This is a genomic window from Paenibacillus sp. Leaf72 (assembly GCF_001422685.1).
Classification (GTDB): domain Bacteria; phylum Bacillota; class Bacilli; order Paenibacillales; family Paenibacillaceae; genus Pristimantibacillus.
On record NZ_LMLV01000030.1, the window covers coordinates 255,464 to 278,203 of the forward strand.

The window sequence follows — 22,740 nt, forward strand, 5'->3', positions numbered from 1 at the left end:
CAAAAAAAGCATCCAAATCGATATTGGATGCCATAGGGTAATGGTATTGAAAAGGATCTTATCGGTCCTTGCTCACCGTAATATTATTTATTTCCACATCGGGATCAAAATCAATATGGCTCGGCACATTGATTATGAGCATGCCTCCAAAAATCGTTTCCCAGTTGCCGCCGCTGTCGGCGACGCGATTTTTGAAATCGGCAAGCTCCTCGGATGAAGCAACGTCCTGACTGAGCAGCCAGGAATATCTTCTTAAGCGGGATTTGCGGACGGTCTCTTTATAAAAATAAATGTTGCCTTGCTGCTCCAGCTTGACAATATCACCGAATGATACCATTTCCGTAAATAATGGATTTTCTTCAATGCGGTAGCGCTGATCGTCAATCGGCGTTACCTTGAGCATTTCAATCTCCTGCCCGGAGGAATGAAAGGAAATGCCAAGCTCAACAGATGGATTCATAATGGGCACCTTCTTCGTTAAAATAAGCTTAGGTCAAACGTTCGCGACAACGTTTCCAGCAAATGGACACCTGCAATGCTGTTGCCCTTGCGATGCAGGGATGGACCGACGACGCCGATGCCATAACGACCGGGAACGATCGCCAAAATGCCGCCAGATACGCCGCTTTTGGCCGGCAAACCAACTTGTATTGCGAATTCGCCCGAGGCGTTGTACATGCCGCAAGTAATCATAAAGGTTTTGGCGATCTGCACATAACGCCGTGGGATCAGCCGGGTTCCGGTAACGGGGTCGGTTCCGTTATGCGCCATCACAAGCGCCATGCGAGCCAAATCCGCACAGGTGACGCTGATTGAGCAGTGCCGGAAATACACGTCGAGCACTTCCTCGACTTCCCCCTGCAGCACCTGCTTATCCTTTAGAAAATAAGCCATCGACCGATTCAAATTTGCCGTTTTGGCTTCTGACAAATATACCTCGTTATCATAATCCAGCGTAACATTGCCTGAGAGATTGCGGAAAAAATCGAGCACTCGGGCCGATTTCTCCTCCCGGCTGCTTCCGGCAATCAGCGAAGAAATCGCAATCGCTCCAGCATTGATCAGCGGATTGAAGGGAATGCCGGGCTGCACAAGCTCCAGCTTGAGCATGGAGTTGAAGCTGTCCCCGGTCGGCTCCATGCCAACCTTGGCGAAAACCGCTTCCTCGCCATTATCCATTAACGCCAGAATGAGCGTGAAGACTTTGGAAATGCTTTGCATAGTAAAGGATATGCCGCAATCTCCAGCAGATGCTATTTGACCTTCTGCACCCACAATATGAATGCCCAAGGCGTCCTTGGGGGATTTTGCAAGCTCAGGTATGTAGGAGGCCACTTTGCCATGAAGAGCCTGCTGGCGGGACGTTTCTACCCATTCGGGCAGCAGGGTTTGCATATGTTTAAGCTCGCTATTCGTCAATTCGTTTCCTCCTGCTCGCCAGTTTGGCATGAATGGCTCTATTATAATACATTTTGGTAGTGAAACGCATCAGGCTAACGCACAGTGATCTGAAGGGAGGAGAAGAGGAAATGTTGTAAAATCATCCAATATATTCACATTGTATCCTGTTTTTCTGTGTGAAGGGAATTTATAATCATAAGCGTATCCCGTAGTAACCGATGGAAAAGATGTGGTGAAGGAATCGGCAGTCCCCCCATTTGCACACGCTGCTGATGCTTCTTCACCATAAGCTTGAAAGCCTGTCGCTGCTAGGGGACGTTTGTTGAAACCCATTTATGTAAGCGGATACATCATTGGTTGTGCGCCCAATCGACGCTAAGTCTGGCAAACTATTAAAGGAAGAGGGAATGTTGAAAATGAAAAAAAGACTAAGGCTGCTCGTTTTTGCTATGATGATTGTCGCCCTTATTACCGTACAGCTGCCGCTTAATCAGGCCGAGGCGGCTCCTGCCTTTGCGAAAGGGACGGACATAAGCTGGGTTCCCGGTCTTGAGGCGCAAGGCTACACCTGGAAGGACAAAAACGGCACGACCAAGGATATCATTCAAATTTTAAAGGATGACTATCAGATTAATTCAGTGCGGATTCGCGTATTCGTAAATCCTTCGAGCAATTATGCAAACGGTTACCTGGATATGAACCGGGCCGCAGCTCTGGCGCAGCGGGCAAAAAATGCAGGCATGAGCATTATGCTGACGCTGCATTACAGCGATTCGTGGGCCGATCCAGGCCAACAGACAAAGCCTGCTGCGTGGAATAGTTACACGTTCCAGCAGTTGATGGACGCGGTATGGAACCATACGCGGGCGGTAATGACGGCGATGCAGGCGAAGGGCGTGACGCCGGATTGGGTACAGATCGGCAATGAGACGAACAATGGTATGCTGTGGAATGACGGCAAAGCCACTGTCAGCATGCAGAACTATGCATGGCTGGTTAATACCGGCAACAATGCAGTAAAATCAATCTCTTCCGGTACGAAGACGATTGTTCATTTGGCAGGCGGCAATGATAATGCTTTATTCGTTTGGAATATCGGGGGGCTGATCAGCAATGGCGCTACCTTTGATATTATCGGCATGTCGCTGTATCCATCGGCTACGGATTGGTCTGCCAAGGTTGACCAGACGATTAGCAATGCCAATGATATGATTGCCCGTTACGGCAAGCCGGTAATCATTTCCGAAATTGGCCTTGAATATAACCAGCCAGCCGCTACTAAGAGCTTTGTTGCCGCGATTAAAACGAAGGTTCGCAACATTTCTGGCGGCAAGGGGCTAGGTGTCTTCTATTGGGAGCCGGAGGCGCCTCCAGGCTACAATGGCGGCTACAATAAAGGAGCTTGGCAGGCAAACGGCCAGCCGACGATTGCATTGGAAGGTTTCTTGAACTAGCAAGCTTGCGCCGAAGCAGCCCTGCTATTCATTCCCCTGTTCCTTCCCTTATAATAGAAAGCAGGACGAATCTATTTGGAGAAACGGGGGAGTTTGTAGGTGGAAGCCGTAAATAGCAAACCTTTTACCATTGATTTGGAATCAAACCTGACGCTGCGAGGGGACGTTCGAGTGTCAGGCGAACCGGGGAAGAAGCCGGTTGTTATCGTGGCCCATGGCTTCAAAGGGTTTAAAGATTGGGGATTTATGCCCTATGCCTGCGAGCAGCTTGCAAGGCATGGCTTTGCTGTCATTTCCTTTAATTTCAGCTGCAATGGCGTAGCGGAGACGGACTTTGACGAGCTGGATAAATTCGCGGTGAACACGTATTCCCGTGAGCAGCTGGATCTTAATACAATCATCGCCCATCTGCTGGAAGAGAAGCTTCCCTTTGCCGAGGAGCTGGATACGAGCCGGATTGCCCTGCTTGGACATAGCCGTGGCGGCGGAAATATGATTTTGACTGCTGCGAGATACCCGCAGCTGAAGGCAGTTGTAACATGGAACGGCATAGCTGACGTGAATCTCTTTACGGAGGCATTTCGGCAGGAGGTACTGAGCCATGGCGTCGGTTATGTGCCAAATATGCGTACGAAGCAGCAAATGCCGATATCGCCAGTATTTTTTGAAGATCTGGAGCACAATGCAGAAGCTTTTAATATTAAGAAGGTGCTGGGCTCCCTCGCGGTTCCGGCACTGCTCATACAGGGGGATCAAGATTCAGAGCGTCTTGTATCAGGCTACGAACAAATGCGCGAGGCTGCACCGCAGCATACGTTCGTTACACTGGCAGGAGCGGACCATACCTTTGGCGCGAAGCATCCATTTATCGGCACGACTGCGGATTTGGAGGAAGCGCTTCGGCTGACGGTACTTTTTCTAAATGAGCGACTAAAATAGGGGGTGCCGGATGGATCAAAAATCCCCGAATGTAAAGTGGCATTCGTATGAGCTTGGCGGATTGCAGCAGTCTGGCCAATGGGACTATTCCGGCTGTATCGTATGGCTAACAGGGCTGCCTGCCTCGGGAAAGTCGTCTATTGCTGCCTCGCTTCACAGGCAGCTTCAAGCTGGCGGTGTGCGAACGACGGTGCTGGATGGCGATAATTTGCGGCATGGACTAAACCGCGATCTTGGCTTTAGCTCAGAGGATCGCCGCGAAAATGTGCGGCGCACCGCAGAGGTGGCGGGGCTGTTTGCCGGCAGTGGAAGCATTGCCATTGCGGCGCTCGTCTCGCCGCTTGAGGCGGACCGCGCACTGGCGCGAGCGATAGCAGCTCCGCTTCCCTATGTGGAGGTATATGTGAATTGTCCGCTTGCGATATGCGAGCAGCGTGATCCGAAGGGGCTGTACAGCAAGGCGCGGCGAGGAGAAATTCCGCTGTTCACGGGCATATCTGCTCCATATGAGAAGCCGCTAGCTCCAGAGCTGGAGCTGTTTTCAGGCGAAGGAGATGCGGAGACAGCGGCTGAGGCCGTTATCCGCTGCTTGCAGCAGCGCGGTATTATAGCCAAGCAGGTTTAGTAACCGGCAAATGGCAAGCGACAGCTTATACTAATGCAACACCAACACATGATATAAAATGATGTGAAAAAAGCTTCTTCTTCGGGAACGCTCGAAGAGGAAGCTTTTTACTAATGTCTGCTGCTAAGCGCCGCTTGCGGGCTTGGAGAAAAAGGTTTTCAGCGCCTTATACACTTCGCCTTTATCTTTTATAATCGAATACATAAATTTTTTATTGTTTATGTTTTTATATGCCGACATTAAGGTGCTGCTGCGATTATATTGATTAACCTCGCCGTAGCCGAACAGATTGGCCCGCTCCAGCAGCTTGTCGATTAGCTTCACGCATTTCTCGTTATCGGAGGTCAAATTATCGCCATCGGAAAAATGGAAAGGATAAATGTTCCAGTTGGCAGATGGATAACGGCTGTCGATAATATCAAGCGCCTTCTGATAGGCAGAGGAGCAGATGGTGCCGCCGCTTTCGCCCCGAGTGAAAAATTCCTCCTCAGTCACTTCCTTCGCTTCCGTATGATGTGCTACGAATACCATCTCGACATGCTGGTATTTCCGGCGCAGAAAACGAGTCATCCAGAAGAAGAAGCTTCTGGCGCAATATTTTTCGAAAGACCCCATAGAGCCTGAAGTATCCATGAGCGCCAATACGACGGCATTGGATTGGGGCTTCACAACTTCATTCCACGTTTTAAAACGCAAATCATCCGGCGAGATGCCGCCAATTCCTGAACGTCCTTCATTGGCATTGCGCTTTAAATTTTGAATGAGCGTCCGTTTTTTGTCGATGTTGGACATGATTCCTTTTTTACGGATGTCGTGAAAGACGACCTCGGTTGTTTCCATAACATCCTTCTGTTTTTGCTCCAGATTAGGAAGCTCCAGCTCCTCGAAGAGCATATCCTCCAGCTGGTCAATGCTAATTTCCGCCTCCACATAGTCTTCGCCCGGCTGATCGCCTGCACCCTGTCCTTTGCCAGAACCTTTGGCCGCCCCAGGATCAACGCCGAGCACATCCCCTACCTGTGAATCGCCATCGCCTTGTCCAACATGCTGCTTCTTGTTGTAGTTGTAGACGAAATGGGATTCATCAATGCTTTTAATCGGTATTTTCACCGTCTGCTTGCCATCGGATAATACAATGCTTTCATCGGTTACAATATCGGGGAGATTTTGCCGAACAGCTTCTCTTACTTTTTCCTGGTGCCGGGCTTGATCTTCGTAACCTTTGCGATGCAAGGACCAATCCTCTTGTGACACGATAAATAACGGTTCTGCCATGAGCGTTACACTCCCATCTTTCATCAATAATAGCTGGATCAGGGCCAGGGGATCTAATTTTTCGTTGAAATATAAGAATTTATAAGTTTCATACTTATCATTAGGCTTATATTTCTCGGAGTGAAACGCGCCTTGCCGCCAAAGGACGGCGATAGCCGTTTCACCTTGTTATTCAATATATTCAAGTCTGGGGCGGATATGTGAGTCAAAAGCGATCTGATTCTAGCTAATTAATCGAATGAATCTCGGTTTTTTAAACAAAAAACTCTGTTTTTTAAGTAGTAAAATGTCGGAACACAGTCTATCATCGACAATGAAAGCGGTTCCAAATTATGGTTTTGATTCATAAAAACGTATGATTTATCAAGGAGGTGGATGCCTGCCCGAATGGTTAATGGTTCGTGATTCTGGGAATTCAAGGCATGAAGCAGACTTATTTTTCGAATAATTTGGTAGCGCTTTCATTTGTGGGTGTTGATAAAATATCATTTGCGAAAAGGAGCTGAATAAGAAGAGATGAACTTTAAAAACGTATTTCGCAAAACGATTATGCTCGCTGTTGCTGCTTTGCTGGTCATTCCGGCTATTGTTGTTGATCCGAAGGTCAGTGCTGCTGCCCCAAGGCAGATGGAGGCTTTAACGAGAGGAGTCGTTGCGGTAAAAGTAAGCGGAGGCGTATTTGTCAGCTGGCGGCTACTCGGCGGCGAGGCAGCTAATACGGGCTTTAACGTTTATCGCAACGGGACGAAGGTCAACAGCAGTGTCATTACGACAAGTACGAATCTACTTGATGCTAGTGGAAGCAGCTCCTCTACCTATTATGTCCGCGCCGTTGTTAATGGCGTTGAACGCCCGGCCTCCAATACGGCAACCGTATGGGCGAGCAATTATAAAGATATTCCGCTGGACAAGCCTGCTGGCGGAACAACACCGAGCGGTGAAAGCTATACCTATAGCGCAAATGATGCGAGCGTAGCCGACCTTGACGGAGATGGCGAATACGAAATCGTCCTCAAATGGGACCCGTCGAACTCTAAGGATAACTCCCTATCGGGGTATACCGGCAATGTAATTTTTGATGCTTACAAAATGAACGGCCAGAAGCTGTGGCGCATTAATATGGGAAAAAATATTCGTGCAGGCGCCCATTATTCGCAATTTCTCGTCTATGATTTTGACGGCGACGGCAAAGGCGAGGTGGTCATCAAAACTGCGGACGGCACCGTGGACGGAACAGGACAAGTGATAGGCAGCTCGACTGCCGATTACCGCAATTCTTCAGGTTATGTGCTGTCTGGCCCGGAATATTTGACTGTTTTTTCAGGGCAGACCGGAGCAGCGCTTGCGACAACCAACTATGTGCCGGCAAGGGGCACTGTATCAAGCTGGGGAGATAGCTATGGCAACCGTGTCGACCGCTTCCTAGCTGGCGTTGCTTATTTGGACGGCGTTAGGCCAAGCATTGTTATGTCGCGCGGCTATTATACGAGAACGGTCATTGCTGCGTTTGACTTCCGGAACGGCTCGCTAACGAGCCGATGGACGTTTGATACGAACAGTTCCGGCAATTCTGCTTACGCGGGGCAAGGCAATCACAGCCTTAGTGTGGCGGATGTAGACAATGACGGCAAGGATGAAATTGTTTTCGGCGCGATGACGGTTGATGATAATGGCCAGAAGCTCTATAACACAAATATGGGGCATGGCGATGCGATGCATGTCAGCGATTTGAATCCGAATCGCGCTGGCTTTGAGGTGTTCAAGGTAAATGAGGATACGAGCAAGCCTTATGGCGCCCAAGTGCATGATGCTGCTACTGGTCAAATTTTATGGGGTGTGTATACGGGGGCTGATACGGGACGCGGCATGGCGGCCGACATCGATCCCCGTTACCCGGGAGCTGAGGTTTGGGCTGGCAGTGGTGTAGGGCTGAGGACGATTACGGGGCAGCTCATTTCCAGCACGCCTCCATCCTCGCAAAATTTCGGCATTTGGTGGGACGGCGACCTGCTGCGCGAGCTGCTTGATCATGTATGGTCAGGAAGCGCTGGGGTTGGCGTCGGCAAAATTGAAAAATGGAATTACAATACCGGTGCAGTAAGCCGCCTGCTGACGGCAACAGGAACTTACTCAAACAATTCGACAAAAGGTACGCCAAGCTTGCAGGCCGATCTGATTGGCGACTGGCGTGAGGAAGTATTGTGGCGCACAGAGGACAGCACCAAGCTGCGCTTGTATACGACGACAGATGTCACGGCATATCGTCTCTACACGCTGATGCATGATGCAGTATATCGCCTTGGTGTGGCCTGGCAAAATGTAGCTTACAACCAGCCGCCGCATACGAGCTATTTCCTCGGAGATGGCATGAGCACGCCACCTGCGCCAAGCATGTACACGACGCTGCCACAGGCATCGTTTACAGAAGTAAGCACTGCCAATACTTTGCTTGCAGAGCAGGCTGCTATGGAAGAAGCAGCGGCTGCCCCTGAGCAGGAGCCAGCTCCGCAAACGGGGCCGGAAACAGACCCTCAGACAGAGCCGGAAACGACGCCCGCTCCTGAGCAGCAGCCAGACAATAGTGTGCCAACGGGCCCGGCTGATCCAAGTGCAGCCGCTCAAGCTGCTTCAGGTGCAGCAATGCGCGCTCTGCTTGGACAAGCTGCTCCTATTTTATAGCGCTTGGGGTATTATCCCCCTAGCTCAGAAACAGGGGGATCGGAGTCTGTCCAAAACATTTTATAGAATAGCAGCGTAAAGAAAAGTAATAAGTAACCCTTTTGTTCGAGGGAAGCTAAAGGGAGCTGTTTGGACGGTTTGATCAGGCCTGATGCCGGATGCGGCCGTTTAAGCGGCTTTTCTGAGCAAAGGGGATAACGGACATAAGGAGCAGGAACCGCACAACCCGAGTGGCAGATTAGCCATATTGAACACAGTTACGAATAACAAATACAAGCCATAGTTGAAAAATAGAGCTGTCATTCTGCGGCAGCAGGCATGCGCGCCGGACTGCGAAAAATGCAGCCGCGCTGCCGCATGCTTGCTGCTCTAAATACCGTCCACGATTCTCCGAGCCCGAATCGCCGCCTGCTTAAGCAGTTCCTCCTCGTCTATGGTCAGCAGCTCGCGCCCTTGCATCAAGAGCTTGCCATTGACGATGGTCGTATCGACATCGCTGCCATTCACGGCGTAGGCGAGCAGAGATTCCCGATTATGGACCGGCTGCAAATGGGGCTTATTCATATTGACTAAAATAAGGTCGGCTTTTTTGCCAGCCTCAAGCGTTCCTATCTCCTGATCAAGGCGCAGCAGCTTGGCGCTTTCAGCCGTCGCCATATCCAGCACCTGATGGGCCGGGAAAACGGACGGGTCGCCTGCCGCTATTTTTTGCATCCAGGCCGCCGCCTTAATCCCCTCAAACATGTCAACGGTCGAAGCGCTGCCTGATCCGTCCGTGCCCAGCCCAACCGTAACGCCAGCCTCGATAAGCGCTGCCACCGGAGCAATGCCGCAGCCCAGCTTCAAATTGCTGACCGGATTGTGGGCAACGCCGCCTTTCATGCCTCTAAGCAGCTGAATATCGTCATGCGTAAGATGGACGCCATGAGCAAGCAAAGCGTGGGCCTCGGTGAATAGCCCGAGATTGTGCAAATAAGCAGTTGGCGAGCAGCTGTATTTGGCTTTAATCTTGGCGACTTCCTCTACCGTCTCCGCCAAATGAATATGGATAGGCAAATCTTTTTTGGCGGCGAGCTTAATGATTTCTGCCAGCGGTTCTGGCGGGCAAGTATAGGGGGCGTGGGGGCCGAACATCGTCGTAATTCGCCCGTCGGCCTGGCCATGCCAGCGGTCAATGAGATCGAGTGCTTCGGTTAGCCGTTTGCCGCCGTCATTTTGCATAAATACAAGTCCCCGTGTTAAGGAGGCGCGCATCCCTGTTTCCTGCACGGCAGCGGCAATTTCGTTCATATGCACATACATATCGGCAAATGCCGTGGTGCCGGATTTGATCATTTCCGCCATGGCCAGCTTGGCTCCCCAATAAATATCCTCAGGTGTCATCCGCGCCTCGGCAGGAAGCATTTTATGCTCCAGCCACTCCATCAGCTTGCAATCATCGGAAAAACCTTTCAGCAAGCTCATCGGCGTATGCTGGTGAGCATTAATGAGGCCAGGCATTGCCAGCATGCCTTTGCCGTCGATGATTTTGCTTGCTTGAGCCTTAGCCTCAGGCAAATTCGTGCCAATGGCCGCAATGCGGTCATTTTCGATCAGCAGCTCGCCTTGAAAAAGCTTTTCTCCTTTTTTCATTGTTAAAATATGAACGTTTTGAATTAGTGTTCTCATCCTTGTCCCCTCCTTGGTATACTTAGGAGAATAATCATTGACGCTGCGTGAAGGTCAAGGGCAAGAAAGGATGTTTCGCCATTATGAAATGGTTCCATACCGCAGACTGGCATTTAGGCAAGCTGGTTCAAGGTGTATATATGACAGAAGACCAGCGTTATGTGCTGGAGCAATTGATTGCCGATATTGAACGCGAACGCCCGGATGCCGTTATTATTGCTGGTGATTTGTATGACCGGGCCATTCCGCCCATTGATGCAGTAGAGCTGCTTGATGAGGTGCTGCAGCATATCGTTATTAAGCTTGAAACGCCGGTACTTGCTGTGTCTGGCAATCATGACAGTCCGGATCGGATTGATTTTGGCACAGCGATGATGGCGAGCCGGGGGCTGCATATTGCGGGAAGAATGAAGCGGGAGCAGAAGCCTGTCATTCTCCGCGATGAGCATGGCGAGGTGCATTTTCACCTCGTGCCTTATGCCGATCCTGCATATGTGCGTTACGTGCTGGACGATGAGAGTATTCGTACGCATGATGATGCGATGAAAGCTTTGACGGACCGGCTGCGAGATCAGCTTGATCCTGCTGCGCGCCATGTTTTTGTCGGTCATGCCTTTGTTACGGCAACCGGTGAGGCGGAGCCGAATACGAGCGATTCGGAGCGTCCGCTGGCGATTGGCGGAGCGGAGCATGTGCGTGCCGGTTATTTTGCGCCATTTCATTATACGGCGCTCGGCCACCTGCATCAGGCGCATAATGTCAGCGACGATAAAATCAGATATGCGGGTTCGCCGCTTAAATATTCCGTTTCCGAGGAGCATCACGCCAAAGGCTATTATGTAGTGGAGATGGATGACAAAGGCGCGGTAGCTGTGGAAAAACGGTTATTCCAGCCGCTGCGCGATTTGCGCCGCGTTTCCGGAACGATTGAACAAATTGAGCAGCATGCTATGAGCGAGGATTATGTATTTGTTACGCTGCTGAATGAAAATCCAGTGCTGTTTCCGATGGAGAAGGTACGAGCGATTTATCCGAATGCGCTGCATGTCGAGCGCAGGCCTGAAGCGGTGCTGCTGGCAGAAGCAGAGGCTTTCGCTGAAGGTGCAATCGAGGCGGCTGGCCGCAGGGAGGCTGATCCGGTAGCTTTATTTGCTTCCTTCTATCAGGAGGTCAAGGGCAGCCCGCTCAGTGAGAGTAAACGTCAGCGCTTCGCCGATGTGTTCGGGCGGCTGCTGCATGAGGAAGGAGGAGGCGCATGAGACCGCTCAAGCTAATTATGAACGCATTCGGCCCGTACCGGGATGCGGAAACGATTGATTTTGCCCAGCTGGACGAGCATCGGCTGTTCGTTATTTCCGGCAGTACGGGAGCGGGGAAAACCTCGATTTTTGATGCGATTTGCTTTGCGCTTTATGGCGCGGCGAGCGGGGAGGACCGCTCGGAGGCACGCATGCTGCGGAGCCATTTTGCCGGAGATGAAACGCATACGTCGGTTGAGTTTCATTTTGCCGTTGCACAGCGGGAATACCAAGTATTTCGCCAGCTTCCGCATCGAAAAGGCTCAAACAAAAGCGAGACGGGCGGCAAGGCAGAGCTGTATGAGCTTGTTGATGGACAAGCTGTGCCGCTTGTCGACCGATTCCAAGTTCGCGACGTTGATGCCAAGCTGGAATCGATCATTGGCCTTACGAAAGAGCAATTTAATCAAATCGTAATGCTGCCGCAGGGAGAGTTTCGCAAGCTGCTTACTTCAGATACCGATAATAAAGAAGAGATTTTGCGGCGGATTTTTCGCACGGAGCTGTATGAAAAGCTGGAGCTTAAGTTTCAGCAGCAAAACCGCGAGCTGAATGAAACGCTCAAGGAAGCGCGGCTGCGCAATGACATGTATATGAAGCAATCGGGCGATGCGCTTCCTCAGCGCGAGGGGAGCTTGCTGGCTGCGACGCTGAGCCAAGAGGTGTATAACGCGGCGCAATTGCTTGCTAGTTTGGAGCAGGAGGCTGCTTATTACGGCGAGCTGGTGCAGCAAGGCGATGTGCAGCGGCAGCAGATGGGCGAGCAGCTGCATGCGCAGGAAGAGAGGCTGCGCGCTGCGCTCGCGCTGAACGCAAGGTTCGAAGAGCTTGCGGCGGAGCGAAGCAAGCTCGAGCAGTTGGAGCTGGGCCGCGCCGCACAGGAAGCGAAGGGGCGCGAGCTGCAATTGGCTGAGCGGGCAGCGCTGCTCACGCCTTATGAGGAGCAAGCGAGCCGCGCTGGCAAGGACGCGGAGGCGAAGCAGCAGGCCAGCGAGGCGAAGCAGCGCGAAGCGGAGGCGGCGAAGCAAGCGCTGGCTGCGGCTGAGCAGCGGCATGCGAGCGAGGAGCAGCGTGAGCCCGAGCGGCGGGAGGTGGAGCGTGAGCTGAGCCGGCTGGAGGAGCTGGCGCCAGCGGTGCAGCAGATCGGCGAGCAGCGACAGGCGGTGACGGAGCTGCGGGCACGGGCGAAGCAGGGCCAGGCGCAGCTCGAGCGCGAAGAAGCGGCTATTGCGGCGGAGAAGGAAGCGAAGCAGCTTAGCGCTTCGCGGCTGAAGCTCATGGAGAGCGATGGCGAGCAGCTGCAAGCGAAGCAGGAGCAGCTCAGGCGCGTCGAGCAGCAGGGCAAATATGTCTCCAAGCTAATCAAGCTGGAGCAGGAGCTCGCGGAGTTCAATCGGCTGGAAGCGAGCCAGGAACAGGCGCTTTCGACCGTCCGTGCCCGGCATGACGGGCTGGAGCAGCAATGGATTGAAGGCCAAGCAGGCCTGCTCGCCGCCCATTTGCATGACGGCAAGCCTTGCCCGGTATGCGGCAGCGTCGAGCATCCCGGCAAAATACAAACGGCCGCCGACGTGCCTTCACGCGAGCAGCTCGCGCAGGCAAAGGAGCAGCTTGCTGCCTGCGAGCGCGAGCTGCATGCGTCAAGGCTGCAAGTAGCGGCAGCCCGTTCCGGCTGGGAAAGCAGCGCCGCCGAGCTTGCGGAATACGGCGCCTCTGCCGAGCATCTCGCTGAGCAGCAGGCTGACCTGCGCACGAAGTGGAAGCAGTTGAAGGACGAGACCGAGCGGCTGCTGCAGCAAAATGAAGAAATGCGCCTGCTTAAAGAGCAGGCGGAGAAGCGGGAAGCGGAGCTGGAGCGGCTCATCCGGGATAAAGAACAGCGGCAAGCGGCGTATCAGCAGGTGCAAATTGAGCTGGGAGCGAAGGAGTCGCTGCTCGCCCGAGAGCTGGAGCGCATTCCAGAGTCGCTTCGCGAGCCCGAACAATTGCAGCGGGCGCTGGCCGACCAGCAGGTGAAAGTTCGCCAGCATGCAGATGCCTGGCAGGCTGCTGTCAAGCAATTACAGCAGGCGCAGCTTAAGGAGACGGAAGCTTCCGTTCATGCGGTGCAGGCCCGCGAACAATTGGAAGAAGCGCAGCGAAATAGGGTAGAAGCGCAGGAACGGCTGCTGAGCGAGCTAAGGACAGCTGCATTTGATTCATTGGAGGCCTATCACGCCGCCGCAAAAACGCCGCAGGAGCGGCAAGCGCTTAAGGAACAGCTGGACGCGTATAAGTCTGCCGTTCAGGCACTGTCGAGCCGTGTAACAGATATGCAGCTGGAGCTGGCAGGAAAGCAGCCTGCGGATATTCAGCAGATGCAAGCGGTGGGCGCGGAGCTTAAGCAGCAGCTGGAGTCGATTGTTGCAGCCCTGCAAACCGCTGCAAGGCATGGCGAGGAGGCTGCTCGTCTGATTCGTCAGCTCACTGCAACGAGCGAGCGCGTGAAGCAGCTTGAGGCGGAGCTGGAGCAGGTGCTCGATATTTATCAGATGCTCAAAGGCGACAATGCACTTAAAATTTCCTTTGAACGTTATATATTGATTGAGTTTTTGGAGCAAATTTTGCAGGCAGCAAATGTACGTCTGCAGCGGCTCTCGGGCGGGCAGTTTATGCTGCAGCGCAGCGACCGTTTGGAGGTCAGAGGGAAGCAAAGCGGCCTTGGACTGGACGTGTACGATGCTTATACAGGGCAAAATCGCGATGTGAAAACGATGTCCGGCGGGGAAAAGTTTAATGCGTCTCTCTGCCTTGCTTTAGGAATGACTGATGTTATTCAGGCACATCAAGGCGGAATTTCGATAGAAATGATGTTTATTGACGAAGGATTTGGCTCATTGGACGAGGAGGCGCTGAACAAGGCGATTGAGGCTTTGGTCGATTTGCAGCGCGCCGGCCGCATGATTGGCGTCATTTCGCATGTACAGGAGCTCAAGCAGGCTTTTCCCGCCTGCCTTGAAGTTCATAAGACGAAGGAAGGCTACAGCCGCACGGCCGTAACGGTCCGTTAATAGAAAAAGGCAGGAAACAACGCGTACGTTGCTTCCTGCCTATCTGTCTGAATGCTAGTAGCCGGATAATGCGCTTGCTCCAGCAGATGCTACAGCAATGGCAAAAATAAAAAAGAGAGCAGTGCCCATTACGCCAAGTCCGTTCAGTATAATGCCGATAACGGCAAAAACTTTGCGGCGCTGCTTGGAGCAGGCACCAATAATACCAAGAATCAGGCCGACAAACGTAATGCCAACGCTGAGAACAACCGCTACAATTGTTGCCATGAAGGAGCCAGCACTTCCAGTAATCATGTCTTCAAGGTAGGCAGGGTCTTCAATTAAGTATTCATTTCCGGTAGAAATGAGACTGCCAATGGCTGCAAAAAACATTATGATGCTAATGACGCCTATAATAATGGATGCAATGGCCATAATGAATGAAGCAATGCCAAGGCCGGAATGCTTAAGCGGCTGGCTGGGCTGAAAAGGTGAGGGATCGGAAAATCCCGTCGATGGTGCAGACCCGTATGGATTATAATCCGGTGTCTGGGTATGGTCCGTATCCGATTTCGCAAAGGATATCGGTGTGGAATTGTTTTTATTTTCTTCCATTAAAATATTCTCCTCCAGTATAGGTAACTCATCTTAAAACACAATTACAGTAAATTATACTCAATTTTGAAAGGAATGAAAACGGATGTTCCAAAAATATTTCACAATCGGCGCTATTGGTGCCGCTCTTGCAGTCGCATTAGGAGCTTTTGGCGCTCATAGTTTAAAGGAAATGCTGCCAGCTGATTTGCTCGCTATTTTCGAAACGGGCGTACGCTATCATATGTATCATTCGCTTGGCCTTATGCTGGTTGCTCTGCTTGCGGATCGTTTGGGCGAGAGCAAATTGCTGCTGTCCGGAGCAAGACTGCTGCTTGCGGGCATGATTATTTTCAGCGGCAGCCTTTACGTCCTCGCTTTAAGCGATATTCGCGTGCTGGGAGCCATTACACCAATCGGCGGCGTAGCTTTTCTAGCGGGCTGGGTTTGCATCATCGTCGCGACCCTTAAGTCGCGAAAAAAAGCCGTTTGATTTTGCATAATATTTCTATGCCGGAACGGTGGTTTCGATTATAATAAGGCTAACCTTATTGGATTCGAATGTAGGAAGGAAGTTAGTGCGTGACGAAACGAACGTTTGGTCGGCCTGATAGACCGCCACGTAACGCGCTTACACAATGGTTGTCCAAGTTGTGGATTCCGTGGCTGCAAGGCGGTTTGCTGCTCATTATCATAGGAGTATGGGTGGCAGCGATGATAGTTACAGCAATACCTTCGCTTTTCATTTGGCTGGCTTCTTGTTTGACTATGGTAATCCTGCTAGGAAGCTTCGTCCTAATGGTCAGGCAGTCCAAGGCGGCGAATACGCTCAGCTATCATAAACCAATGGTCGAGGCGCTGCTTCGCTCGGAAGCGGTCCCGCTCGCTATCATTGATCCACAGGGCGTCATTATGGAATTAAATGAAGGCGCAGAGCGCACTTTTGGCTATGAACGCGCGGAGTTAATGGGAAATTGGCTGGCCTCTTTCGTAGATGCAGGCAGCCGGGATGCCTTACATACGATGCTGGAGCATTCGCTTACCGGTTGTCCAAAGCAGGGTAACATTCATATTATACACCGGTCAGGCTATCCGCTTGAGCTGCATCTCGTATGCGCCCCTATGGTGCAGGATGAGAAGGTCATCGGAACGATGGTGGTCAGCCATGATTTGAGCGATCGCAAGCGAAATGTCGAACGGATTCGTTATATGGCCTATTACGATGATAGAACGGGATTGCCGAATCGGACGCTTTTTCAAATGAGATTGAATGAGAGCCTTGCTTATGCTCATGATCATAACCAGCTTGTAGGGCTGTGTTATATGGATTTGGATCGGTTTAAGCTTGTCAACGCCTCCTTCGGCCGCGAATTTGGCGATATGCTGCTCATGCAGGTGGCGGAGCGTTTTACAAGCGTCATGTCGGAGCAGGATTTTGCTGCCAGAATGGAAGGCGATGAGTTCGCTCTGCTGTTTAAGGATTTGGAGTCGGAGGAGCAGCTGCTGAGCCGCGCCCGCATGGTGCTGCAAGCGATTGAGGAGCCTTACGAGCTTAAAGGCTTTCCGATCCAAATTACAGCGAGCATAGGTGCGGTCACGAGCCGTCTGGGCGAGGACGATGATTACGCGCTGCTTAATAAAGCGGATATGGCGTTAATGAAGGTGAAGCAGAATGGTCGAAACGATGCGCTGCTTTATTCCGAAAGCTGGAGCAATTATTCGTTTGAGCATTTGTCGATGCAGCATGAAATGTATCGAGCTATTCAGCGCAAGGAGTTCATTTTATATTATCAGCCGCAATATGATATGATTTCTGGCGGGATGATCGGCGTCGAGGCGCTGGTGCGCTGGAAGCATCCGATCCGGGGAATGATCCCTCCGGGCGATTTTATTCCTTTGGCTGAGGAGAGCGGCATGATTGTGCAAATTGGCGATTGGGTGCTGGAAGAGGCTTGCCGCCAAAATAAATGCTGGCAGGAGTCAGGCTTGCCGCCTATGCCTGTATCGGTTAACCTCTCTATTAGGCAGTTCGTCCAGCATGATTTGGCTAGCAAGGTTGCAGACGTGCTGACTCGTACCGGACTAGATTCGCAATATTTGGATTTGGAAATTACGGAGTCCATGACGATGGATGTAAACCATGTATCGCGCTGCCTGCTGGATTTGACGGCACTTGGCGTTGGCATAAGCATTGACGATTTTGGTACAGGCTACAGCTCCTTTCATTATTTGAAAAACTTCCCGATCGATCGGCTCAAAATCGACCGTTCCTTCGTTCGCGATATCCAACAGGACCCAAGCGATGCGGAAATTGTAGCAGCTATTATTGCCATGGCACATAATCTTAACATCCAGGTTATTGCAGAGGGTGTGGAGACACAGGAGCAAATTGAATTTTTGCGCAAGCACAACTGCGATGAAATGCAGGGGTATTTCTGGAGTGCGCCAGTCCCAAGCGACAATATTGAGCAAATGCTGGGCGGCTATTACATGTAGAAAAAAGGTCTGTTTGAATGGCTGGGAACACTTCCGGCTCATTCAAACGGACCTTTTCAATTTGTGCTGCCTCATAATCAGGAGATATAGTCTTCAATTTCATTAAGCTTGAATGTGTAGACTTGCTTCTCATCTACGTGATAGACCGTAATCATATTCGTTGTATCATCCACATTTAGAATACGGCATGGAATGCTGAGCGTAATGCCAAGCCCCTTATTTACAATAAGACGAATGAGTTTATTGCTTTTCATAAAACCGCGAATGTCTGCAAATCCGTCATAGGGATCGGAGAGTGAAGGTTCAACAACCTTAGGCTTAGCTGCTTTGGCAGATGGAACGTCTTTGTCTTTGGCAGACGGTACAGACTTGCCATTTGCTGCAGATTTATTGCTTTGTTTTTCATTTTGTGTTGGCCCTTTAAAATCGATCTCCATAGGAACTTGAACAGCAGCATCAGCTTTGCGTTGATCGATAACTTGTCCCAGCTGAACACCTGATAAAATCCGATAATCCACAAATCCGCCAGCATTTAAGGCATGAATGACCTGCTCCAAGGCAGCAGCGTTGCTAACGTTCTCTACTAGCAATTCTACTTGGAGTACGTATGACTGTTTTTGTGTGTTCTGCATCTGTTCTATAGTTCCTCCGACCTAATGTTAATTTTTGCATAATTACTATACCATTAATCACAATAGATATATAGTGCTAAAATTTGCTAATCGTCCAATTCGACAAAAACTTTTTTGCATATAATGCTTTGGCAGCTAATTGATGGCAAAGGAGGTGAGCGTAAAATGATGCGGATGGTTCCTGCCACACTGCAAAATGGGCTGACCGTGCTTGGAATTGAGGTCAAGCTTCCTAAAACGACATTGCTTGCCTGGTCGACGGATAAAGGGTATATCATGTGTGGTGCGCTTGATGTTGGCCTGCTGAACGAACGGTTGCAAAATCGGGGGATTATCGCCGGGAGAGCCGTTGGCGTACGCACATTAGAGGAACTGCTTGTTGCACCTCTGGAATCGGTTACAACAACTGCGGAAGCGATGGGGATTCATGTCGGGATGAAGGGGACAGATGCCCTTTCCTTAATGGCATAATACGAAGAGCCTCTATCCTTATCTTCTGGAAAGATGGGATAGAGGCTCTTGATTTATGGTTTATTCGTTAAAAAGCTTTTTGAGATTGACATCATAAGGTGCTTGAACGATGCCCTTTTCCGTAATAATCGCTGTTACATATTCATTCGGTGTAATATCAAAGGCCGGGTTGTACACTTTCACACCTTGCGGCGCAGTGCGTTTGCCAAACCCTTCGGTAATTTCCTCGGCACTGCGCTCCTCAATTGGAATTTCTGCGCCTGTCGGCGTATTGAGGTCGATCGTGGACAAGGGGCAGGCTACATATACGGGAATGCCGTGAGCCTTGGCTAGAACAGCAACGCTGTAAGTGCCGATTTTGTTGGCGACATCTCCATTAGCGGCTACGCGGTCAGTCCCAACAATGACTGCCTGAATCCAGCCTTTGGACATAACCATGCCCGCCATATTATCGCAAATCAATGTGACATCGACGCCAGCCTGCTGCAGTTCAAAAGCGGTTAGCCTGGCTCCTTGCAGTACAGGACGCGTCTCATCGGCGAATACACGGAGCGACATGCCGCGCTCAAGCGCAAGATAAAACGGTGCTAGCGCGGTACCGTATTTAGCAGTTGCAAGTCCGCCGGCGTTGCAGTGCGTGAGCACGCCCATGCCATCCTCAAACAGCGTTAGCGCATGCTCGCCGATTAAACGGTTAGTTTCTTCATCTTCACTGTGAATCGCCAGCGCTTCATTAAGCAAAGCCTGCTTCACTTCATCAAGCGATAAATCGGCTGCAGCAAGCTGCTCCGCACGAGCTTTCATTCGATCCAGAGCCCAGAACAAATTGACAGCGGTTGGCCTGGAGGTTGCCAAATATTCAGCTTGATTCAGCACTTCCTCAAGCCAGCGCTTAAGCGTCGTTTCATTTCGGCTGCCGAGCACGACGCCGTATGCAGCGGAAATGCCGATTGCTGGAGCTCCTCTTACTTTCAAATGGCGAATTGCTTCCCATACATCCTCCGAAGTAACAAGCGGCAAATATACGATTTCCTCAGGTAAAAGCCGTTGATCCAGCAAATCCAGGCGGTCTTCCGCCCAAATCACGGATTGCAAGGGGGCATTCTGGCTAGTCATTATGCAAATTCCTTTCTTTTTGAAACATTGGGATTTATTTTAACCGTGTTTTGCCGTTGCAGATAAAACAATATCAATCGCTTGCTCTATTGAAATCGCCTGACGGTTCAGGTGAATGAGCGAGGTGCCGATTTCGAGTGCCAAGCGCTGTGCTTTCTCGCGCTCCGCAGCATCCTCAATACGATCAATGTCAGCAACGTGGGCAAGGCCTACAATGCGCCGTACCATTTTGCAGCCAGCAAAGCCGATCGAGTCTTGAAGCAGCTTGTTCAAATAATATTGCTTGTAGCCTGGAGCGCTTGAGGCCAGGCGATCCACGTTGTGTTCATCCCACAAAGCGCCAAATTTGTTTTCAAATTTGGTCCAAATTTCGCGTACGCTGCCAAGCAGGTAGCTGCGGAAATAGGTCAGCTCTGCCTCGTCTTTAATCCAGTGGGCTTGTCCAGCATAATTGAGCAGCAGATTGGCAATAACTGCCCCTACATCAAAGCCCATAGGGCCATAATAAGCAAATTCAGGGTCGATCACTTTCGTCGATTGTGCGGTAACAAATACGCTGCCGGTATGAAGATCGCCGTGGAGAAGCGCCTGGGCATTCGTTAAAAACTTGTTGCGCAAAATAGCGACTTCAAGATGAAGGGCATCATCATTGCGAAGAGCTTCTGCAGCATCGGCAATCGCTGCTTCAAAGTTATTGTTTGGCGAATCTGTATACGGATCATCAAAAATCAAATCCTCGGTTATTTTGCACAAATCCGGGTTAATAAACTCTTTGACGCGTTCTTTCTTGTCCTGCTGGTTCATGCCCAGATCGGAAGTGAAAAAGAGTGTATTCGCCATGAAGGTGGAAATGTCCTCAGCGAATTTCGGATATTTGTTGCCGTCCACGAGGCCTTGGCGCATAATCACATGATCGCTTAGATCTTCCATTACCGTGAGGGCAAGCTCCGCATCATATTGATATACGGTTGGCACAAGTCCCGGAGCCAGCTCATTTTGCAAAATCAGCGCTTCGCTTTCAATGCGTGCCCGGTCAAGCGTAAGCGGCCATGATTCTCCGACAACTTTAGCGTAAGGGAGCGCTTGTTTGACAATGAGCCCTTTACCGCTAGCTGGATCGGTAATGTGGAAGACCAAATTCAAATTGCCATCGCCGATCTCACGGGACGAAAGCTCAGCTCCCGCAGGGAAAAAGTCAGGTATGGAGCGGGAAAATTCAATAGCTTCTTGCTCGGTTAAAGGATGATAAGCAGACAGTTTGTCCACCTCCGACTGTATTTTTAAAAATATAAGCATTTAAGCTTAGTATATCGAATATTATTTCGACTTGGAATACCTACAAATGATAACAAATGATATAATGTTACGTAAAGTAGGCAAGGTTTTTGTCCGCTTAGGAGCTGCGCGGAAATTTACGGTACTTTATTTCGTTGCAGTCTCTAAGCTCGAAAGGCAACGAGGGGCTAGGCGGATCTGCTGGAGTGGAGGAATTTGGCATGAATAACAGCATGATGCGGGAGCCGGTCGCTCTGAAGGAGTGGGCCGTAACCGTTAACGCATTGCGTGATGGCGAGCTTATTATGGTTTTGCGCAAAGGCGGAATCGAAGAGGAAACACGTGATTTTCAATTGGTAAGCAAAGGCTTCTACTTAATGCCCGCATATGAGCATCAGAAGGAGCATCTGCTTAAGGCGCCGTATCAAGGCCGAATCGAAAGGATAATGGAAGGCTGGTCGCCTGATATGGACAGCATTACGCTTGGCGCCTATGCGGAGGCCGTTCATGATATCGAGATCAACGATCAGGAAACGCTTGACCGGCTGCGGGAATTTCACATTTGGACGGATAAATTTTCCGAAGAAAGGCTAAAATGGAAGCGGACGAAGCCGCTGCATTTGCTTCTGCTCCGCGTGTACCGTCTTGCAGCGCCTGCTGAGCTTGAGATGTTCCCTGCCTATACCGGCTGCAAATCTTGGGTAAAGCTTGAAAGTGATCTATCAGAGGCAGCAATGGTTCCTGTTCTTTCTGATGAAGAATTCGCGTCGCAAGTTGCCCAAATTCAAGCTGCGCTGAATCAGGAATAGAGATTAAGCCCGATTTATGGCGGTTTCTTGCACATTGAGTGGTCTCGGCGTTGCTTTATAACAAAACTTATAATAAAATGATTATTGAGAAGACATTGAGAATAATATTGAATCACATTATAATAGAAGCATTTTTGATTATAGGTGATTAGGTAAATAGACCAACCATGGAGGGATCAGCATATTATGGCAACGCATTTTGTCATTGATGGCCTGAAAGCGGCTATCGAAGGAAAAGAGATTTTGAAAGGCATTAACCTTGAAATCAAAGGTGGAGAAATCCACGCGATTATGGGACCAAACGGTACTGGTAAAAGTACGCTTGCTTCCGCTCTAATGGGCCACCCGAAATATGAAGTGACAGAAGGCAGCGCATTTTTGGATGGAGAAGACCTGCTTGAAATGGATGTAGATGAGAGAGCACGCGCTGGCCTGTTCCTTGCTATGCAATATCCGAGCGAAATTCCTGGCGTAACGAACTCCGATTTCTTGCGCAGTGCGATTAACGCTCGTCGTGAGGAAGGCAGCGAGATTTCCCTCATTAAATTTATTCGCCAAATGGAAGGCAAAATGAAAGCTTTGGAAATGAACCCTGAGTTCGCACATCGTTATCTGAACGAAGGCTTCTCCGGCGGCGAGAAGAAGCGTAACGAGATTTTGCAAATGACGCTGCTTGATCCGAAAATCGTCGTACTTGACGAGATTGACTCGGGTCTTGACATCGATGCCCTGAAAATCGTATCCAAAGGCGTTAACGAAATGCGCTCCGAAGATCGCGGTTTCCTTATCATTACTCACTATCAGCGTTTGCTGAACTATATTACACCTGATTTTGTACACGTTATGATGCAAGGTCGCATTGTGAAATCCGGTGGTCCGGAACTTGCTGAGCGTTTGGAAAATGAAGGTTATGACTGGGTTAAAGAAGAACTGGGCATCGTGGACGAAACGGTTGGCCAGGCCTAAGCGGAGAAAGGGG

Annotated in this window: 19 protein-coding genes; 11 read left to right on the plus strand and 8 right to left on the minus strand. The window is 50.5% G+C overall.

Annotated elements, in window-relative coordinates:
• Positions 1–58: 58 nt before the first annotated feature.
• Positions 59–460, minus strand: a complete 402-nt coding sequence (locus ASF12_RS22375) for a DUF4265 domain-containing protein (RefSeq protein WP_056039724.1) — start codon at positions 458–460, stop codon at positions 59–61.
• 17 nt (positions 461–477) lie between these two features.
• Entirely contained in the window at positions 478–1,395 is a 918-nt protein-coding gene (gene glsA, locus ASF12_RS22380) for a glutaminase A (protein WP_235533258.1), read from the minus strand.
• A gap of 422 nt (positions 1,396–1,817) precedes the next feature.
• Here glsA and ASF12_RS22385 point away from each other — a divergent pair, with 422 nt between their 5' ends.
• The 3 genes from ASF12_RS22385 (at position 1,818) to cysC (ending at position 4,419) form a co-directional block, all read left to right on the plus strand.
• Complete coding sequence (locus ASF12_RS22385; protein WP_056039728.1) at positions 1,818–2,855, plus strand: glycoside hydrolase family 53 protein; 1,038 nt, start codon at positions 1,818–1,820, stop codon at positions 2,853–2,855.
• Positions 2,856–2,954: 99 nt separating this feature from the next.
• Positions 2,955–3,794, plus strand: a complete 840-nt coding sequence (locus ASF12_RS22390) for an alpha/beta hydrolase family protein (RefSeq protein WP_056039730.1) — start codon at positions 2,955–2,957, stop codon at positions 3,792–3,794.
• 10 nt (positions 3,795–3,804) lie between these two features.
• Entirely contained in the window at positions 3,805–4,419 is a 615-nt protein-coding gene (gene cysC / locus ASF12_RS22395; RefSeq protein ID WP_056039732.1) for an adenylyl-sulfate kinase, read from the plus strand.
• 123 nt (positions 4,420–4,542) lie between these two features.
• On the opposite strand, the gene yhbH is transcribed toward cysC, so the two are convergent.
• Entirely contained in the window at positions 4,543–5,694 is a 1,152-nt protein-coding gene (yhbH, locus tag ASF12_RS22400; RefSeq protein ID WP_056039733.1) for a sporulation protein YhbH, read from the minus strand.
• Positions 5,695–6,210: 516 nt separating this feature from the next.
• On the opposite strand from yhbH, the gene ASF12_RS22405 reads away from it, so the two are divergent.
• Positions 6,211–8,373, plus strand: a complete 2,163-nt coding sequence (locus tag ASF12_RS22405; protein WP_162241925.1) for a rhamnogalacturonan lyase — start codon at positions 6,211–6,213, stop codon at positions 8,371–8,373.
• Between the two features lie 369 nt (positions 8,374–8,742).
• Here ASF12_RS22405 and ASF12_RS22410 read toward each other — a convergent pair whose 3' ends face one another.
• Complete coding sequence (locus ASF12_RS22410) at positions 8,743–10,041, minus strand: amidohydrolase (protein ID WP_056039735.1); 1,299 nt, start codon at positions 10,039–10,041, stop codon at positions 8,743–8,745.
• A gap of 83 nt (positions 10,042–10,124) precedes the next feature.
• Here ASF12_RS22410 and ASF12_RS22415 point away from each other — a divergent pair, with 83 nt between their 5' ends.
• Both ASF12_RS22415 and ASF12_RS22420 read left to right on the plus strand, forming a co-directional pair.
• Complete coding sequence (locus ASF12_RS22415) at positions 10,125–11,300, plus strand: exonuclease SbcCD subunit D (RefSeq protein ID WP_056040120.1); 1,176 nt, start codon at positions 10,125–10,127, stop codon at positions 11,298–11,300.
• Entirely contained in the window at positions 11,297–14,389 is a 3,093-nt protein-coding gene (locus ASF12_RS22420; RefSeq protein ID WP_056039737.1) for an AAA family ATPase, read from the plus strand. Before ASF12_RS22415 ends, ASF12_RS22420 begins: the two co-directional genes overlap by 4 nt.
• Before the next feature lie 54 nt (positions 14,390–14,443).
• Here ASF12_RS22420 and ASF12_RS22425 read toward each other — a convergent pair whose 3' ends face one another.
• Entirely contained in the window at positions 14,444–14,983 is a 540-nt protein-coding gene (locus ASF12_RS22425) for a hypothetical protein (RefSeq protein WP_056039738.1), read from the minus strand.
• Positions 14,984–15,068: 85 nt separating this feature from the next.
• On the opposite strand from ASF12_RS22425, the gene ASF12_RS22430 reads away from it, so the two are divergent.
• Both ASF12_RS22430 and ASF12_RS22435 read left to right on the plus strand, forming a co-directional pair.
• Positions 15,069–15,455, plus strand: a complete 387-nt coding sequence (locus tag ASF12_RS22430) for a DUF423 domain-containing protein (RefSeq protein ID WP_056039740.1) — start codon at positions 15,069–15,071, stop codon at positions 15,453–15,455.
• A gap of 89 nt (positions 15,456–15,544) precedes the next feature.
• Entirely contained in the window at positions 15,545–17,458 is a 1,914-nt protein-coding gene (locus ASF12_RS22435) for a putative bifunctional diguanylate cyclase/phosphodiesterase (RefSeq protein WP_056039742.1), read from the plus strand.
• 77 nt (positions 17,459–17,535) lie between these two features.
• On the opposite strand, the gene ASF12_RS22440 is transcribed toward ASF12_RS22435, so the two are convergent.
• The gene (locus ASF12_RS22440) at positions 17,536–18,090 is read right to left on the minus strand and encodes a hypothetical protein (RefSeq protein ID WP_056039745.1); all 555 of its coding nucleotides are present in this window, start codon (positions 18,088–18,090) and stop codon (positions 17,536–17,538) included.
• Between the two features lie 165 nt (positions 18,091–18,255).
• Here ASF12_RS22440 and ASF12_RS22445 point away from each other — a divergent pair, with 165 nt between their 5' ends.
• Positions 18,256–18,561, plus strand: a complete 306-nt coding sequence (locus tag ASF12_RS22445; protein WP_056039747.1) for a YunC family protein — start codon at positions 18,256–18,258, stop codon at positions 18,559–18,561.
• A 60-nt stretch (positions 18,562–18,621) separates the two neighbouring features.
• Here ASF12_RS22445 and mtnA read toward each other — a convergent pair whose 3' ends face one another.
• Positions 18,622–19,677, minus strand: coding sequence for an S-methyl-5-thioribose-1-phosphate isomerase (mtnA, locus tag ASF12_RS22450; RefSeq protein WP_056039749.1), 1,056 nt, complete (start codon positions 19,675–19,677; stop codon positions 18,622–18,624).
• Positions 19,678–19,716: 39 nt separating this feature from the next.
• A complete protein-coding gene (gene mtnK, locus ASF12_RS22455; protein ID WP_056040122.1) occupies positions 19,717–20,934 on the minus strand; it encodes an S-methyl-5-thioribose kinase in 1,218 nt (405 codons plus the stop codon).
• A gap of 239 nt (positions 20,935–21,173) precedes the next feature.
• Here mtnK and ASF12_RS22460 point away from each other — a divergent pair, with 239 nt between their 5' ends.
• A complete protein-coding gene (locus tag ASF12_RS22460) occupies positions 21,174–21,761 on the plus strand; it encodes a DUF1802 family protein (RefSeq protein ID WP_063892627.1) in 588 nt (195 codons plus the stop codon).
• A 186-nt stretch (positions 21,762–21,947) separates the two neighbouring features.
• Positions 21,948–22,727, plus strand: coding sequence for a Fe-S cluster assembly ATPase SufC (gene sufC, locus ASF12_RS22465; RefSeq protein WP_056039751.1), 780 nt, complete (start codon positions 21,948–21,950; stop codon positions 22,725–22,727).
• Positions 22,728–22,740 lie beyond the last annotated feature (13 nt).

Bases quoted from the DNA above. Each gene is read 5' to 3' on its own strand.
- ASF12_RS22405 (WP_162241925.1), top strand. From the start codon at position 6,211: ATGAACTTTAAAAACGTATTTCGCAAAACGATTATGCTCGCTGTTGCT.
- yhbH (WP_056039733.1), bottom strand. From the start codon at position 5,694: ATGGCAGAACCGTTATTTATCGTGTCACAAGAGGATTGGTCCTTGCAT.
- ASF12_RS22420 (WP_056039737.1), top strand. From the start codon at position 11,297: ATGAGACCGCTCAAGCTAATTATGAACGCATTCGGCCCGTACCGGGAT.
- mtnA (WP_056039749.1), bottom strand. From the start codon at position 19,677: ATGACTAGCCAGAATGCCCCCTTGCAATCCGTGATTTGGGCGGAAGAC.
- ASF12_RS22445 (WP_056039747.1), top strand. From the start codon at position 18,256: ATGATGCGGATGGTTCCTGCCACACTGCAAAATGGGCTGACCGTGCTT.
- ASF12_RS22460 (WP_063892627.1), top strand. From the start codon at position 21,174: ATGAATAACAGCATGATGCGGGAGCCGGTCGCTCTGAAGGAGTGGGCC.
- cysC (WP_056039732.1), top strand. From the start codon at position 3,805: ATGGATCAAAAATCCCCGAATGTAAAGTGGCATTCGTATGAGCTTGGC.
- ASF12_RS22385 (WP_056039728.1), top strand. From the start codon at position 1,818: ATGAAAAAAAGACTAAGGCTGCTCGTTTTTGCTATGATGATTGTCGCC.
- ASF12_RS22410 (WP_056039735.1), bottom strand. From the start codon at position 10,041: ATGAGAACACTAATTCAAAACGTTCATATTTTAACAATGAAAAAAGGA.
- glsA (WP_235533258.1), bottom strand. From the start codon at position 1,395: ATGCAAACCCTGCTGCCCGAATGGGTAGAAACGTCCCGCCAGCAGGCT.
- ASF12_RS22415 (WP_056040120.1), top strand. From the start codon at position 10,125: ATGAAATGGTTCCATACCGCAGACTGGCATTTAGGCAAGCTGGTTCAA.
- ASF12_RS22425 (WP_056039738.1), bottom strand. From the start codon at position 14,983: ATGGAAGAAAATAAAAACAATTCCACACCGATATCCTTTGCGAAATCG.
- sufC (WP_056039751.1), top strand. From the start codon at position 21,948: ATGGCAACGCATTTTGTCATTGATGGCCTGAAAGCGGCTATCGAAGGA.
- ASF12_RS22430 (WP_056039740.1), top strand. From the start codon at position 15,069: ATGTTCCAAAAATATTTCACAATCGGCGCTATTGGTGCCGCTCTTGCA.
- ASF12_RS22440 (WP_056039745.1), bottom strand. From the start codon at position 18,090: ATGCAGAACACACAAAAACAGTCATACGTACTCCAAGTAGAATTGCTA.
- ASF12_RS22375 (WP_056039724.1), bottom strand. From the start codon at position 460: ATGAATCCATCTGTTGAGCTTGGCATTTCCTTTCATTCCTCCGGGCAG.